Source organism: Haloferax denitrificans ATCC 35960 (assembly GCF_000337795.1).
Lineage (GTDB): Archaea > Halobacteriota > Halobacteria > Halobacteriales > Haloferacaceae > Haloferax > Haloferax denitrificans.
Genome location: NZ_AOLP01000019.1, coordinates 313,446 through 327,234, shown reverse-complemented (window position 1 = coordinate 327,234; position 13,789 = coordinate 313,446). Strand labels below are relative to the sequence as shown.

General features: G+C 68.2%; 14 protein-coding genes. 6 read left to right on the top strand and 8 right to left on the bottom strand.

Going from position 1 to position 13,789, the window contains the following annotated elements; translation table 11 throughout:
* Positions 1-9: 9 nt before the first annotated feature.
* Positions 10-435, bottom strand: a complete 426-nt coding sequence (locus C438_RS17970; RefSeq protein WP_004971134.1) for a DUF371 domain-containing protein — start codon at positions 433-435, stop codon at positions 10-12.
* A 299-nt stretch (positions 436-734) separates the two neighbouring features.
* Between C438_RS17970 and C438_RS17965 the strand changes: the two genes are divergently transcribed.
* The 3 genes from C438_RS17965 (at position 735) to C438_RS17955 (ending at position 3,933) form a co-directional block, all read left to right on the top strand.
* Positions 735-1,658 carry a coiled-coil protein gene (locus C438_RS17965; protein ID WP_004064289.1) on the top strand — a complete coding sequence of 308 codons (924 nt, stop codon included), beginning with the start codon at positions 735-737 and terminating at the stop codon, positions 1,656-1,658.
* A 90-nt stretch (positions 1,659-1,748) separates the two neighbouring features.
* Positions 1,749-2,750 carry a signal peptide peptidase SppA gene (sppA, locus tag C438_RS17960; RefSeq protein ID WP_004971133.1) on the top strand — a complete coding sequence of 334 codons (1,002 nt, stop codon included), beginning with the start codon at positions 1,749-1,751 and terminating at the stop codon, positions 2,748-2,750.
* 43 nt (positions 2,751-2,793) lie between these two features.
* Positions 2,794-3,933: a DUF373 family protein gene (locus C438_RS17955; protein WP_004971132.1), complete on the top strand. Its 1,140-nt coding sequence runs from the start codon at positions 2,794-2,796 to the stop codon at positions 3,931-3,933.
* Positions 3,934-3,969: 36 nt separating this feature from the next.
* On the opposite strand, the gene C438_RS17950 is transcribed toward C438_RS17955, so the two are convergent.
* Positions 3,970-4,161 carry a DUF7333 family protein gene (locus C438_RS17950; RefSeq protein WP_004971131.1) on the bottom strand — a complete coding sequence of 64 codons (192 nt, stop codon included), beginning with the start codon at positions 4,159-4,161 and terminating at the stop codon, positions 3,970-3,972.
* Positions 4,162-4,249: 88 nt separating this feature from the next.
* Positions 4,250-5,032, bottom strand: a complete 783-nt coding sequence (locus tag C438_RS17945) for an aldo/keto reductase (protein WP_049918252.1) — start codon at positions 5,030-5,032, stop codon at positions 4,250-4,252.
* 226 nt (positions 5,033-5,258) lie between these two features.
* Here C438_RS17945 and C438_RS17940 point away from each other — a divergent pair, with 226 nt between their 5' ends.
* The gene (locus C438_RS17940) at positions 5,259-5,456 is read left to right on the top strand and encodes a hypothetical protein (RefSeq protein WP_004971129.1); all 198 of its coding nucleotides are present in this window, start codon (positions 5,259-5,261) and stop codon (positions 5,454-5,456) included.
* A gap of 158 nt (positions 5,457-5,614) precedes the next feature.
* Positions 5,615-6,325, top strand: coding sequence for a DUF6517 family protein (locus C438_RS17935; protein WP_004971128.1), 711 nt, complete (start codon positions 5,615-5,617; stop codon positions 6,323-6,325).
* Positions 6,326-6,358: 33 nt separating this feature from the next.
* Here the strand turns inward: C438_RS17935 and C438_RS17930 are convergent, their stop codons facing one another.
* Both C438_RS17930 and C438_RS17925 read right to left on the bottom strand, forming a co-directional pair.
* Positions 6,359-7,222: a 2-oxoacid:ferredoxin oxidoreductase subunit beta gene (locus C438_RS17930; RefSeq protein ID WP_004971127.1), complete on the bottom strand. Its 864-nt coding sequence runs from the start codon at positions 7,220-7,222 to the stop codon at positions 6,359-6,361.
* Positions 7,219-8,979: a 2-oxoacid:acceptor oxidoreductase subunit alpha gene (locus C438_RS17925; protein ID WP_004044050.1), complete on the bottom strand. Its 1,761-nt coding sequence runs from the start codon at positions 8,977-8,979 to the stop codon at positions 7,219-7,221. The genes C438_RS17930 and C438_RS17925 overlap by 4 nt, the downstream gene beginning before the upstream one ends.
* Positions 8,980-9,283: 304 nt before the next feature.
* Here C438_RS17925 and C438_RS17920 point away from each other — a divergent pair, with 304 nt between their 5' ends.
* Entirely contained in the window at positions 9,284-9,928 is a 645-nt protein-coding gene (locus C438_RS17920) for an FAD-dependent oxidoreductase (RefSeq protein ID WP_004971126.1), read from the top strand.
* 53 nt (positions 9,929-9,981) lie between these two features.
* Here C438_RS17920 and C438_RS17915 read toward each other — a convergent pair whose 3' ends face one another.
* From C438_RS17915 to C438_RS17905, 3 genes are read right to left on the bottom strand one after another with little or no spacing between them, the layout of a single operon-like run.
* Complete coding sequence (locus C438_RS17915; protein WP_004971125.1) at positions 9,982-10,803, bottom strand: ABC transporter permease; 822 nt, start codon at positions 10,801-10,803, stop codon at positions 9,982-9,984.
* A complete protein-coding gene (locus C438_RS17910) occupies positions 10,800-11,702 on the bottom strand; it encodes an ABC transporter ATP-binding protein (RefSeq protein WP_004971124.1) in 903 nt (300 codons plus the stop codon). The genes C438_RS17915 and C438_RS17910 overlap by 4 nt, the downstream gene beginning before the upstream one ends.
* The gene (locus C438_RS17905; protein WP_004971123.1) at positions 11,695-13,620 is read right to left on the bottom strand and encodes a NosD domain-containing protein; all 1,926 of its coding nucleotides are present in this window, start codon (positions 13,618-13,620) and stop codon (positions 11,695-11,697) included. Before C438_RS17905 ends, C438_RS17910 begins: the two co-directional genes overlap by 8 nt.
* Positions 13,621-13,789 lie beyond the last annotated feature (169 nt).

Genomic DNA, 13,789 nt, shown 5'->3' with positions numbered 1-13,789 from the left:
CGCGCGGGGTTACTCGACTTCGATGGTGACCGTCAGTTCCGCGCCGTCGGCGAGCGCCGAGACGAGGTCGCGGTCGAAGCCGGCCGCGGCGTGGGCCGCGCCGACCGCGCCGGTTCGGTCGTCCACGTAGTCGCTCGTGCGGAAGACGATACTGCGGTCGCCCTCGAACGTGAGGTCGGGATGCCCGCGGGCGCTGACGGTCTGTTCGTGGGCGTCGTCGCCCGCGTCCACGCGGACGTGCACGTCGATAGTCGCGTCGTGGGACTGGCAGGCCTCGACGAACGCCGGGTCGAAGTCGGCGGGCGTGCGGTCGGCCTCGACGCCGATGATGCAGTCGCCGGCGGGGGTGAGCCAGTCGTCTGTCGTCACCTCGAAGGTGCTCGCGTGTTCGGCGCGCACGTGTTCGTGGCCGCGTGCGCGAATGACCTCTCTCATGGCGTGGCATCCGACCCGACTCGGTTTAGCCTCCCCGATTCACATCCCATTTATATACGACTGTGGCAACAACTAACATGGTGAATACGGTCGATACGAGCGGTGTGGTAACTGTTTTCACCCGAATTTCCACCGAAGTATTTATTAACTGGTCGCCTGTATGTGTATGTACCTGAGCGCCTCCGGCGTTCCGGCGGCATCGCACGCAGAATGATCGGGAATTCTTATCCACGGTCGGTCGCACTCCCACGAGCAGCCGCCACGCACGGAGTGGTGATGGTATCGAGGATTGATTACGCATGGTAACGAAGCAGGAAGTACTTAGCGAGTTCGACGTGCAGGAACTCGACGAGGCACGAAACATCGATCTCCCAGACGAAAAGCTCGAGAGCGGCTCGAAAGGCGAACTCATCAAACTCGCCGGTCAACTCCGTGACCGCCGCAATGAACTAAACCAGATGGCTTCTGAGCGCGCGTCCAAGCGCGACGACCTCAACGCGAAGACTCGCGAGAAGGTCGACGAAGCCCAGAAGCACCGCGAGAAGCGCGACGAGATGAACTCGCAGGTGCAGGAACACAAGCAGAGCCGCAACGAGCTCAACGCGAAGGCCAACGAGCTCTTCGACGAGGTCGACGAGATGAAAAGCGACCTCGAGCTCGACGACGGCAAGGACATCGACGAGCTCAAAGAGGAGATCGAGCAACTCGAGTTCCGCCAGCAGACCGAAGTCCTCTCGACCGAAGACGAGCGCGAGCTCATCGAGAAAATCGAGAACAAGCGCGAAGAGCTTCGCCAGAAAAAGGACAAGGTCGAAGAGAGCGGTGACCTCGAAGAGCTCATCGAAGAGGCAGAAGAGGTCCGCTCCGAGGCGTCCCAGCACCACCAGAAGGTGACCGAGCTGGCCGACGACGCCCAGGAGCACCACAACCAGATGATCGAGGCCTACCGCGAGGCCGACGACATCCGCGACAAGGCCGACGAGATGCACGAGCTCTTCGTCGAAGCCCAGGAAGCGGCCGACCGTCACCACGAGGACTTCGTCCGCGTCCAGAAGCGCCTCCGCGAGCTGGACAAGAAGGAAGAGCGCCAGCGCAAGGACTCCCGCGCCGAGGAGCGCGAGGCCGCCAAGGCCGAGGCCGAGGAGATCTACCAGAAGTTCAAGGAAGGCGAGACCCTCGAGACCGAGGACCTGATGAAGCTCCAGAAGTCCGGTCTGCTCTAAACTCCGGTCACTTTCTCTCTCTCCGTCGCGCTTGCGACGTGTCATTTTTATCCCGTTCGAAGCCCGAGCGACAGCCATGAGTGATTCACCGTGACCGACAGCTTCACGCGCGTCTACCGGCTGGCTATCGTGGTCGTCCTCGCCGTCGTCGCGGCGGCGGTCGGCTGGGTCCTGTTCTACAGCGTCCCCGACACGCTCGCCGACCTCGCGGGGCTCCTCTTGGTCATCGGCACCGTCGTCGCCGCGCTCCGCGTCGGCGGCAGACTCGCCGCCTCGGCGTTCCCCGACTACGACGTGGCCGAGGTCGCCGTCGAAGGGCCGATTTCCCGCGACGGCGGGGGCGGTCCGGTTCCGGGCCGCGGCGGCGGCACGCCCGCCGACGACATCGTCGAACAGATCGACGCCGCGGCCGACGACGAGAACGTCGACGCGCTCCTCGTCAAACTGAACACGCCCGGCGGCGAGGTCCTGCCGAGCGACGACATCCGCCGGGCCGCCGCCGACTTCGACGGGCCGACGGTCGCCTACGCCACCGACACCTGCGCCTCGGGCGGCTACTGGATTGCCAGCGGCTGTGACGAGCTGTGGTCCCACGACGTGAGCGTCGTCGGCTCAATCGGCGTCATCGGCTCGTCGGTCAACGCCTCGGAGTTGGCCGACAAACTCGGCCTCTCCTACGAGCGGTTCGCCGCGGGGAAGTACAAGGACGCCGGGATGGCCCTCAAGGAGCCGACCGACGACGAACGCGAGTACCTGCAGGGCCTCATCGACGACTACTACGACGACTTCGTCGAGCGCGTGGCCGAGGGTCGCGACATGGACCCGGAGGTCGTCCGCGACACGGAAGCCCGCGTCTACCTCGGCGAGGAGGCCCGCGAACTCGGGCTGGTCGACTCGCTGGGCACCCGCGACGACGTGGAAGACCGACTCGCCGAACTCCTCGGCCGCGACGACGTCTCGGTCCGGGAGTTCACCCCCGAAGTCGGCCTCACCGACAGGCTCCGCGGCGGCGTCGAGGGGGCGGCGTACGCCTTCGGTGCGGGCCTCGCCTCGTCGGTCGAAGCGGACGACGGCTTCTCGTTTCGGTTCTGACGACTGGGAGGCTTTTTAGCCCGCGCCCGCGTTCGTCTGCCACGTGACAACGCTCGTCCTCTGTGTCGACCGGGCGAACGACATCGGCCGGAAGACCGGGCTCTCGACGCCCGTCGTCGGCTGGGAAGCGGTCAGGTCGCTCGTTACGGACGTGGGGCTCGCTGACCCCGAGGATTCGAGCGTCAACTGCCTTCTCGCGGCGTTGCGGACGACGCGCGAACTCAGAGACGAGCGCGAGGACGCCGAAATCGCGGTCGTCTCGGGGACGAGCGACAGCGCCGTCGGGGCCGACCGCGCCGTCGCGCGACAGCTCGACGACCTCGTCGAGCGGTACGACGTCGAGTCCGCGGTCGTCGTCATCGACAGCGCGGAAGACGAGCGGCTCGTCCCCGTCGTCGAGAGCAGGCTCCGGGTCGACGCGGTCGACCGCGTGGTCGTCCGGCAGGCCCACGACATCGAGTCGACGTACTACCTGCTCAAGCAGTTCCTCGGCGACGAGGAGCTTCGCTCGACGATACTCGTCCCGCTCGGCGTCGGGCTACTGCTCGTCCCGTTGCTTCTCGTCCAGTTCACCCCCGCGGTCGCGCTGGCCGGCCTCGCCGCCCTGATGGGTGCGGTGCTCCTCTACAAGGGGCTGGCCATCGACGAGTTCCTCTCGGACGCCCCGGACCAGGTTCGTGACGCCCTCTACTCGGGGCAGGTGTCGGTCGTCACCTACGCGGTCGCCGCGGGACTGGCTATCGTCGGGCTGTTCCTCGGCGCGCTCGCCATTCGGTCGCCCGGCGTCGGCGGCGGGAGCGAGGAGGTGCTCGTCCCGTCGCTCCTGTTCGTCTACCACAGCGTCCCGTGGCTGGCGCTCGCCGCGTTGACCGCGAGCGCGGGTCGCCTCTTGGACGAACTCATCGGGAGCGAGCGCGTCTCCACGTCGTACATGAACCTCCCGTTCGGCGTCGTCGCCATCGGCCTCGTCGTCCGCGGCTTCGCCGGCTTCCTCCTCGAACGGCAGGGCGAGTTGGCGAACCTCGAACTGCTCGGGCGACTCGCGCTCACGCCGGTCCAGCGGCTGGTGATTTTCATCGTCGCCGGCGTCGTCGTGAGCGTCGTGGGCGTCCGCATCTCGGCGAGCGTCTCCGACGAGACGCTGGACGACGTGGTCGACGCGCCGCGAGAAAACGAGAGCTGAGCGGCTTCGGGTCGCTTTTTTGATTCGTCCGCGCCGTTAGTTCGACGCGCGGTACTCGCCGTGTTTGACGCCGATGGCGAGACAGACGGCCCCGAAGACGAGCATCGCGGGGGTCACCATCATCAGGACCGTACTCGTGGCCATCACACCCATCCCGACGAGGGCCGCGGTTCCGACGACGACGAGCGCGACGAGCAACGCGACTGTCTTGGGGAGGTCGAACTCCATGGAATTCTGTCGGGACTCGTTCGACAAATCGGTTGCGGCTCCGACCCGCGAATCGAGCGTCGAACCGGAAAAACGCGGGTTCGGTCGCTTACCAGGGCGCGAAACCGGGGTCGACGCGGCGGTCTTCGACGTCGATGGCGTCGATGGCGGCCACGTCCTCGTCGTCGAGTTCGAGCGCGAGCGACTCCCAGTTGTCGCGGATGTGGGCCTCGCTCGTCGCCTTCGGAATCGCGGTGACGCCCTTCTCGCGGAGCCACGCCAAGGACACCTGCGCCTCGCTCGCGTCGTGCTTCTCGGCGATATCGGATAGCACGTCCACGTCGAACACCGCTCCGCGGGCGAGCGGGGAGTACGCGACGATTTCGATGTCCTCCTCGGCGCAGACCTCGCGGAGTTCCTCCTGTTGGAGAAGCGGGTGCATCTCGATTTGGTTGGCGAAGACTCCCGACTCGGACAGTTCGACGGCCTCGCGGACCTGTTCGGGTTCGAAGTTGGAGATGCCGACGCGCTCGGTCAACCCCCGGTCGACGAGTTCGTCGAAGGCCGCGAGCGTCTCTTCGGCGTCGTACTCGCGGGACGGCCAGTGGACGTACAGGAGGTCGACGTAGTCGACGCCGAGTTTTTCGAGACTCGCTTCGGTGCTCTCGATGACGTCGTCGTAAGCGAGCTCGTCAATCCACACCTTCGTCGCGAGGAACACGTCGTCGCGGTCGACGTCGGCGGCGGCGATACCCTCGCCGACCTCCGCCTCGTTTCCGTACGCTTGGGCGGTGTCGATGTGGCGGTAGCCCATCTCCAGCGCCGTCTGCACCGCGTTGCGACACTCGTCGGCGTCCGTGTTCTGCCACGTTCCGAGGCCGAGCATCGGCATCCCGTTCGCTCGCGGTGCGTCGTCTACTGAGGTGGGGTTCTCCGTCATGGGTGAGCAGTGGGCCGCGAGTTGAAAAGGCGTTCCGAAAGGGCGGACGAATTTCCGGCTTTCACGGCCTGAGAGTATGTCACACGGAGGCTCGGACGTTCGTCATTCGACGCCAACTGACGCTCGGCGGCGGATAGTTTATGTGTCACGTGGTAGCATATCTGTACGGTGGTCAGGAATGTCGTCCGCATCAGAGCCGCTGACAGAAGAGAACACGAACGCGTTCGCACACCGCATCGCGGGTGACTCGCTCGTCTACGAGTGTCCGAACTGCGAGTTCGGCGAGGTGTTGGTGACGGAGCTCATCGAGTCCGCCGACGCGCGGTGTCTCGACTGCGGGACGCGCTACCAGCTCCGCATCGAGACGGTGGAGTAACGAGCGAGTCGCCGGGAGACCCGCCGGGAGACTCGACGGCGGTTCGGTCACCTCGGTCGCCCGGGCCCGCTTGGTCCCGCTCGGACCGACTCGGCCGGTCGCTCGGCTCTTTTTCGCGGCGGCGAGACTGTCATGCTCTCTGCGCGCCTCTAGGTCGCATGCCTCAACTACGCACAGCCCTCGCGCTCGCGCTCGTCGTCGCCCTCGCCGGTTGCCTCGGTGGGCTCGGCGATTCGACCACGTTCGCGGCCCAGCCGGCGACGATTCCCGCGTCGGCCTACGAGGCACACGGCTACGTCCACGGCAACAGCACGGTCGTCCCGCTTTCGTACGACGTGGGCGTCGGCCCCGCCGCTCGGTCCGTCGGCGCGGAGGTCTGGGTGTCCGGCTACTCGAAGACGACCGACGACGACGATATCACGGCCCTCGCGGTCGTCTCGTCGCCGAACGCCGAGGTCGCCGGGCAGTCGGTCAACCCGCTTTCGAACCTCGGCAACCGCGAACTCGTCGCGGCCGGTCTCGACCTCCTCGCCGACGCGCAGGCGCTCGGAAACGTCCCCGAGGTCAACGGCGTCCGCGAGGTCGGCGCGCGGAACGTCACGATGCTCGGGTCGGAGACGGAACTCGTCACCTACGCGGGGACGGTCGAGGTCGAAGCCGGCGAGACCGCCGTCGACGGCGAGACGGTCGCCTACGAGGGCGGGTCGGCCGAAGTGCGACTCCACCTGGCGACGGTCGAACACGACGGGGACGTGGTGGTCCTCCTCGCGGTCCACGGGGCCGACGTGGACGAGACCGACGCGGTCGCGGCGCTCGCGGGCGCTGTCGAGCATCCGGGAACGGTCGAAAGAACGGTCGAAGTTCGGTGAGCGGTCGGCGCGGCGTCGTCGGCGAGTTCGGCGTTAGTAGAACTCGCGGACGAGGTCCATCGCGTCGTCGGGCGCGCCCGACGGGATGTCCGACATGTCCTCGTCGACGCCGAACTTCTCCTCGTAGGAGACGGAGCTTTCGTCCTTGTAGATGATACCCTCGTACTCCTTCGACGAGTCGAGAATCTTCTCTTTGGCCGCGTCGTAGTCGGTCGGGTCGTGGTCGGTGTCCGCGAGGTCCACGAGGTTGTCGCGGAAGTAGTCGTAGGTGTCCACGTCGTTGAACGTGACGCACGGACTGAACACGTTCACGAAGCCGAAGCCGTCGTGTTCGATGGCCTCCTGGACGATTTCCGCGTGGCGCTTGTGGTCCGTGGCGAACGACTGCGCGATGAACGTGCCGCCGGCGGCCAGCGACAGCGCGAGCGGGTTGACCGGGGGCTGTTGCGGGCCATCGGGGGTCGTCGAGGTCTCGAAGTCCTCTCGCGAGGTCGGCGAGGCCTGTCCCTTGGTGAGACCGTAGATGCGGTTGTCCATGACGGTGTAGGCCATGTCCACGTTGCGGCGGACGGCGTGGATGAAGTGGCCCGCGCCGATGGAGTAGCCGTCACCGTCGCCGCCGGCGGCGACGACGGTCAGGTCGGGGTTCGCCAGCTTGACGCCGGCGGCGACCGGGAGCGAGCGCCCGTGGACGCCGTGGATGGCGTACGAGTGCATGTACGTCCCGATTTTCCCGGAACAGCCGATACCGGCGACCATGAACGTGTTGTCGGGGTCGGTGCCGGAGTTGGCGAGGGCTTTCATGATGCCGTTCATCGTCCCGAAGTCCCCACAGCCGGGACACCAGGTCGGTTGTTTGTCTGACTTGAAGTCGGTGAAGCGGACGTTTGAGCTCATGCTGAGACCTCCTCTGCGTCGAGGGTGGCTTTGATTTCGTCTGCGAGTTCGTCCGCCTTGAAGCGGACGCCGTCGTATTTGTTAATGCGCTTGACACGGGTCAATGTGTCGTGCTCGACGACGTTGGCGAACTGCCCCGTCGCGTTACACTCGACGACGATGACCTCGTCCGCCGCCTCGATTTCCTCGGTGAGGTCCGGCCGCGGGAACATGTACGGGACCGACAGGAAGCGCACGTCGATGCCGTCCTCTTCGAGGAAGTCGAGCGCCTCGACGAGCGCGCCCTCGTTGGAGCCCCACGAGAGGATGAGCGTGTCCGAGTCGGCGTCGCCGAACTCGCGCGGCGAGAAGTCCTCGGTCTGCTTTGCGGTCTCGACCTTCCGGTCGCGCTTGTCGACCTGCTCGACGCGCATCGACCGGTCTTCGGTCCGGCGACCGAGCTCGTCGTGTTCGAGGCCCGTCGACATGTGCGCGCCCTGTTCCGTACCGGGGAACGCGCGCGGGCTGACGCCGTCGTCGGTGAGCGCGTGCGGCTGGAAGCGACCTTCCTCGTCGAGCCACTCGTCGATGGAGTCGTCGTCGACGACCTTGCCGCGGTCGATTTCGACTTCGTCCATGTCGAACGTCTCGGGGGAGAACGTCTGTTCCGTGACCGCCATCGCGAGGTCGGCGGCGACGTACACCGGAACCTGGTACTTCTCGGCGAAGTTGAACGCCTCGACGGTCTTCCAGAAGCACTCGTCGATGCTCGTCGGCGCGACGACGAAGCGCGGAATCTCGCCGTGGCCGCCGTACAGCATCATGTTGAGGTCGCCCTGTTCCTGCTTCGTCGGCATCCCCGTCGAGGGACCCGAGCGCATCACGTCGACGATGACGAGCGGCGTCTCGGAGGTGGCGACGAGACCGAACGTCTCGGTCATCAGGTCGATACCCGGCCCGGACGTGGCGGTCATCGACCGCGCGCCGGCGCGCGCCGCACCGAGCGCGAGGTTGATGGCCGCGAGCTCGTCTTCCGCCTGCACGACGTGGCCGCCGTAGCGTTCGATGCGGCCGGTGAGGTACTCCATCACGTCGGTCGCGGGCGTGATGGGGTAGCCGGCGTAGAAGCGACAGCCGGCGGCGATGGCGCCCATGCCGATGGCCTGGTCGCCGTTGATGAGCACGTAGTCCTCGTCGGTCGTCTCGAGGTCGTAGTCGAACTCGTGGTCGTACTCGTCGTGGACGTATTCGAGGCCCGCGCGAGCCGCCTTCTTGTTGTTCTCGACGATGGCCTCGCCCTTCCCGCCGAAGCGCTTCTGGAGCGCGCTGTCGAGGTTCTCGATGGGGAAGTCCGCGACGGCGCACGCCGCGCCGAGCGCGACGACGTTGCGCATGATTGCGCCGCCCGCCTCCTCGGCGAGCGCCTTGAGGGGGATGTCCAGCCCGACCATTCCCTCGGGGATTTCGACGTCCGCCATGGTGGAGCGGTCGCCGTCGTAGATGATGACGGAGCCCTCGTGTAGTTCGTCGAGGTTCTCGTCGATTGTTCGTTGTGTGAGCGCGATGAGCACGTCGAGTCTGTCGACGACGCTCTGCACGGGGTCGATGGCAGTCCGAACCTTGTACGCGGTGTATCCGCCCCGGATTCGCGAAGCGAAGTCCTTAGAGGTGAACACGTGGCGTCCAGCCCGGGAGAGTGCCTGAGCGAAAATCTTCCCCGTGGAGTCGATGCCATCGCCAGCCTCGCCGCCGATGGCCCAGTTGAAGTCCGCAGGCATGCTGGGTGAAATCTACCCATAGCCGGGTCAAAAGCCTTCTGAAAATTGGTGTTAAACGTCGGTACTGATAATCGATGGAAATCGCACGAACAAATTTATATATCGCTATTGAATTGAATTTGTCTATCCAAACGGTGCGTAGATGGCGTTTTACTGAACGAACGTCCAATCATGGTGTGTTTCGACCTCTCGTGACAATTATTTCCGGTTTACACCGTGCGGGCGATTGGCACGACTCGCGTCCGGTCTCCGGCGCGCGTCCGGGAAGGCAAGGCCCTTGTGAGCCTGCGACCAACCCGGTCGCATGGACGCAATCGTCACCGTCGCCGCGGCCCGCGACGTCGGCCCCGGCACGGTCGCCATCGAGTTCGAGACGCCCGACGGCTTCGAGGCCGAGCCGGGCCAGTTCGTCAAGCTCTCCGCCGAGGTCGACGGCGAGTCGTACGCGCGGTTCTACACGCTGTCGTCCCCCGGCGTCGGCGACACCTTCGAAGTGACCGTCGGCATCGACCCCGAGGAGGCCGGGCCGTTCAGCCAGCACCTCGACTCGCTCGCGGCCGGCGACGACGTCGAGATTTCCGGGCCGTTCGGTCGGAGCTACTACGACGGCGAGTCGCGCGTGGTCGTCCTCGCGGGCGGTCCCGGCGTCGGCCCCGCGGTCGGCATCGCCGAGGCCGCGGTCGCCGACGGCAACGAGGCCGCCGTGGTCTACCTCGACGACTCGCCCGCACACGAAGACCGGCTCTCCGCGCTCCGCGACGACGGCGCGAGCGTCGTCGTCACCGGTGACGACGCCGACCTCGCAGACGCCGTTTCCGACGCGCTCACCGGCGACGACGGCGAACAGGTGTTCGTCTACGGCTTCGCCGACTTCGTCTCGCGCGCGACCGATGCCGTCGAGGCCGCCGGCGGCGACGCCGACGCGGCGAAAGTCGAGAACTTCGGGTAACCGCTTCGCGCGCGCCGCCCGGCCCGCCCGCGTCGCCCGCGTCGCCCGGAACACTATTCTACCGGTCGCCACGCCGTCAGCACCGCGACCGCGAGCGCGGCGACGACCCAGCCGACGAGCCCCGCGAGCGCCGCGGTCGGCGACCCCGCCCCGCCGGTCTCGACGGCGACGCCGAGGACGAGCGATCGGAACGCCCCGTTCGGACTCACCGCGAGCGCGAGCGGGACCGCGTCGATACCGAGGTTCCCCGAGGCCAGTCCGGCGATGGCGGCGGCGTCGACGCCGACGACGATGGCGACGAGCAGGCCGACGGCGAGCGCGAGCGCCTGCCGGGCGGTCCGCGCGGCGGCCGAGACGGCGAGCGCGACGGCCGCGACCGCGAGGGCGAAAAGCACCGCGAGGACGGCAAAGCGGAGGAACGCGACCGGCGAGTCGGCGGCCTCGTTCAGCGCGAGGAACGTCGGGTCCGGCGGCGAGAGCACCGGAACGGTCGCCCCCGCGGCGAGGAGCGACCCGAAGACGACGAACACGACCGCGAGTCCGCGGCCGAGGTAGACGCCGCCGACGTAGGCCGGCCGGGACACGTCGAAGGTGCGGAGCACGTCGAGTTCGCCCGACTCGCGGTCCGAGAGCACCGCGCGGTAACAGAGCGCGACGGCGAGAAGCGGGACGAGCGCCTCCACGAACGGGAGCAAGTCGAGCACCAGCGGGACGTAGCCGCCGCGCGCGCCGGACCCCGCGGCCGCGACCGCGACGACGGTCAGCCCGAAGACGACCGAGAGCGCGACGACCGCCGGGGTTCTGACGACCGTCCGAAGCTCGCGCGCCGCGATGGCGAACAGGTCGCCGATGTCGTCGAGGCCACCACCGCTCATCTGCCCGTCACCTCCTCGGTCGCCACGAGGTCGCCGAAGGCGGTCTGGAGGTCCGCCGCGCCGACCGATTCGACCACCGCCCGCGGGTCGCCGTCGGCGACGAACCGCCCGCCGTCGAGGACGACCACGCGGTCGGCGGTCCGCTCGACGGGGCCGAGGTTGTGCGACGAGAGGACGACCGCGACGCCCGCGTCGGCGAGGGCGGAGACGATGTCGAACAGCCGCTCGACCATGCCGGGGTCGAGGCCGCTTGCCGGCTCGTCGAGGACGACCACGGCCGGGTCGCCGACGAGCGCCCGCCCGAGACCGAGCAGGCGCGTCATCCCGCCGGAGAGCGCGCCCACCCGGCGGTCCGCGGCGTCCGCGAGGCCGACGCGCTCCAGCACCTCGGCCACGTCCACGTCTTCGTCGACGAACTGCGCGTAGAATTCGAGCGTGTCGGCCGCGGAGAAGCCGGCGCGGAAGCCGGGCTGTTGCGGGAGGTAGCCCACGCGGGCGCGTCCGCCGCCGGCATCTGTCGAGGCCACCGTGACGGTTCCCTCGTCTGGCGCGCGAACGCGAGCGAGAAACCGCAGAAGGGTGGACTTCCCCGACCCGTTGGGGCCGACGAGCGCGACGATTTCGCCGGGCGCGACCGACAGCGAGACGCCGTCGAGGACGCGTACGTCGCCGAAGGCGTGGCTGAGGTCGGTCGCGGCGATGGCCGGCCGGCCGCCCTCGACGTTCGGGTCAGGTTCAGGCCCAAGGTCCGGGTCAGGGTCAGCGTCGGCATCGGCATCGGCATCGGCGTTCTCGCCCGTCGGTTCGTCGGAAGCCGTCTCGGCGGTCGTCGCGGGTTCGCGGTTCGACATCGTGATGGATTCGTCAGTCGCTGGCTCCGTCGGTTCGTGGTCAGTCATCGGTCTCCTCCGTCGCGTTCAGGCTGGCGAGCGTCTCCGGTCGGACCGGCTCGGTCCGGGGCGCGGCGTCGACCACGCCGGACCCGCGGAGGCCGGACACCGCGTCGCGGGCGCGGCGGAGCGCGCGCATCGCGGGCGACTCCGAGAGCGCGAGCGCGCCGGGTTCGCGGCCGAGTTCGGCGTCGACCGGCCCGGAGGGCTGGTACGCCCGGTCGTAGACCCCGTCGGCGTCGGCGTCTTCGAGCGGGAGGTCGCCCCAGTAGTTGCCCTCGCCGCCGGCGGTCCACGTCCGCATCGGGCCGAGCGACGACTCGACGCGCACGTCGTTGTCGACGATGTCGTTCCGGACGACGACGTTCGTCGGGAACGTCGAACTCCCGCGGACGCCGACCCCGTTTCCGGCGACGACGTTTCCGACGTACACCTGTCGGTCGCCGCTCACGTCCATGCCGTAGTCGTTGCCGGCGAAGACGTTGTCCGCGACGTAGGTGTCGCTTCCGGCGGGCATGAAGCCGAAGTCCGACTCGCGCACGTCGTTTCCGACCACGAGGTTGCCGACGGGCCGGGTCATGAGGACGACGCCGATGCGGTCCCCGCGGACGACGTTGTCGGCGACGAGCGCGTCCGAGGTGTACATCTGGTGGACGCCGTAGCGGCCGTCTTCCATGCGGTTGTCGCGGACGACGCTCCCGTCGGCGCGGTGGGCGTAGACGCCGTCGCGGCCGTCGATGAACGTCGAGTCCTGTACGACCGACCGCGAGCCGATGAGGACGACGCCCATGAAGCCGTCGGAGGGCTCGTCGGCCCCGCGGACGGTCACGCCGTCGACGACGCTGTCGGCGCTCTCGCGGGCGATGATGCCGCTCGCGGGCGTGTCGATTTCCACGCCGCGGACCGCCGACCCGTTCGCGCCGTCGAGGACGACGCCGGCGTCGCCGCGGCCGTAGGCGAGTTCGACGCGGGTGTCCCAGTCGACGGACTCGTTTTGGGCGCTGACCCGTCGCGTCCCCACCTCGCCGACGCCGGAGATAGAGAGGTCACCGACCGCGCTCCGGTCGGCGCGGAGGTGGACGACGCTCCCGTTTCCGTCACCGACGAGTCGCGTGTCGCTTCCGGCACCGCGGAGCGTCACCGAGCGGTTCAGTTCGACCGCGTCCACCGAGTAGGTGCCCGCGGGGACGTAGACGGTCGTGTTCGCGGGGGCCGACTCGACGGCGGCTTCGACGGTCGGCGCGTCCTCGCCGACGACGGTCGAGACGGGTCTGTCGAACAGCGCGTCGCTCGCGGCGGCGGTCCGGTTCGCCCACTCGTGGTGGGCCGCGACCGACGACTCGAAGGCGGCGAGTCGGGACGAAAGCGGGTCGACGGCGCGGTCGCGGAGCGTCGCCCAGTCGACGACGTCGCCGCCGTGGGCGTCCGCGAACGAGCGCGCCGCGCCGGCGTCGGAAAACGGGACGGCAATCGGTCCGGACGGGACTCGCGCGCCGGAGTCGACGACGAACGACGCCTCGGACGCCCTCGCCCAGCCGGGGGTGCGGTTGTGTTCGGTCCGGAGGTAGCCGTCGCCGTCGAGGTCGGGCGAGACGGTCGCGTAGTCGGTGACGAAGACCGCGAGCGGGTCGCCGAACTGGCGGGCGCTCTCGGGCGTGGACACGTCGGCGGCGGCCGTGCGAACGTCGTAGTAGCCGATGATGTAGCGGTACCGCGAGAAGTGGACCTGTGCGAGCGGCACCTCGAACCCCTCGACTTCGGCCGTGCGAACGTCGACCGACGTGCCGCCGGTCTTGACCGTGTCGTCGAAGGGGACCGGCGAGACGGACCCGGACGCGGGGACGACGAAGGAGACGCTGGCGAGGACGAACACGAGCGCCGTCGCGGCGGCGACCCAGCGGGTCGTCTCGGGCGTGAGAAGCGCCATCGGTCAGCGCTCGACTCCGACGGGTTCGGGGCCTGCGGCGGGCTGAGCCGCCGCGTCGAGGCGCGCCGTGGCTGTCGCGCGGTCGTACATAGCGAGGGCTAGGTGAGCCGGGGATGATATGCGCGATGGTCCGCCCGTCGAAGTCTCGTGGCCGGTGGCGAACCGACCG

Bases quoted from the DNA above. Each gene is read 5' to 3' on its own strand.
- C438_RS17965 (WP_004064289.1), top strand. From the start codon at position 735: ATGGTAACGAAGCAGGAAGTACTTAGCGAGTTCGACGTGCAGGAACTC.
- C438_RS17935 (WP_004971128.1), top strand. From the start codon at position 5,615: ATGCCTCAACTACGCACAGCCCTCGCGCTCGCGCTCGTCGTCGCCCTC.
- C438_RS17915 (WP_004971125.1), bottom strand. From the start codon at position 10,803: ATGAGCGGTGGTGGCCTCGACGACATCGGCGACCTGTTCGCCATCGCG.
- C438_RS17910 (WP_004971124.1), bottom strand. From the start codon at position 11,702: ATGACTGACCACGAACCGACGGAGCCAGCGACTGACGAATCCATCACG.
- C438_RS17920 (WP_004971126.1), top strand. From the start codon at position 9,284: ATGGACGCAATCGTCACCGTCGCCGCGGCCCGCGACGTCGGCCCCGGC.
- C438_RS17940 (WP_004971129.1), top strand. From the start codon at position 5,259: ATGTCGTCCGCATCAGAGCCGCTGACAGAAGAGAACACGAACGCGTTC.
- C438_RS17945 (WP_049918252.1), bottom strand. From the start codon at position 5,032: ATGCCGATGCTCGGCCTCGGAACGTGGCAGAACACGGACGCCGACGAG.
- C438_RS17905 (WP_004971123.1), bottom strand. From the start codon at position 13,620: ATGGCGCTTCTCACGCCCGAGACGACCCGCTGGGTCGCCGCCGCGACG.
- C438_RS17930 (WP_004971127.1), bottom strand. From the start codon at position 7,222: ATGAGCTCAAACGTCCGCTTCACCGACTTCAAGTCAGACAAACAACCG.
- C438_RS17970 (WP_004971134.1), bottom strand. From the start codon at position 435: ATGAGAGAGGTCATTCGCGCACGCGGCCACGAACACGTGCGCGCCGAA.
- C438_RS17950 (WP_004971131.1), bottom strand. From the start codon at position 4,161: ATGGAGTTCGACCTCCCCAAGACAGTCGCGTTGCTCGTCGCGCTCGTC.
- C438_RS17925 (WP_004044050.1), bottom strand. From the start codon at position 8,979: ATGCCTGCGGACTTCAACTGGGCCATCGGCGGCGAGGCTGGCGATGGC.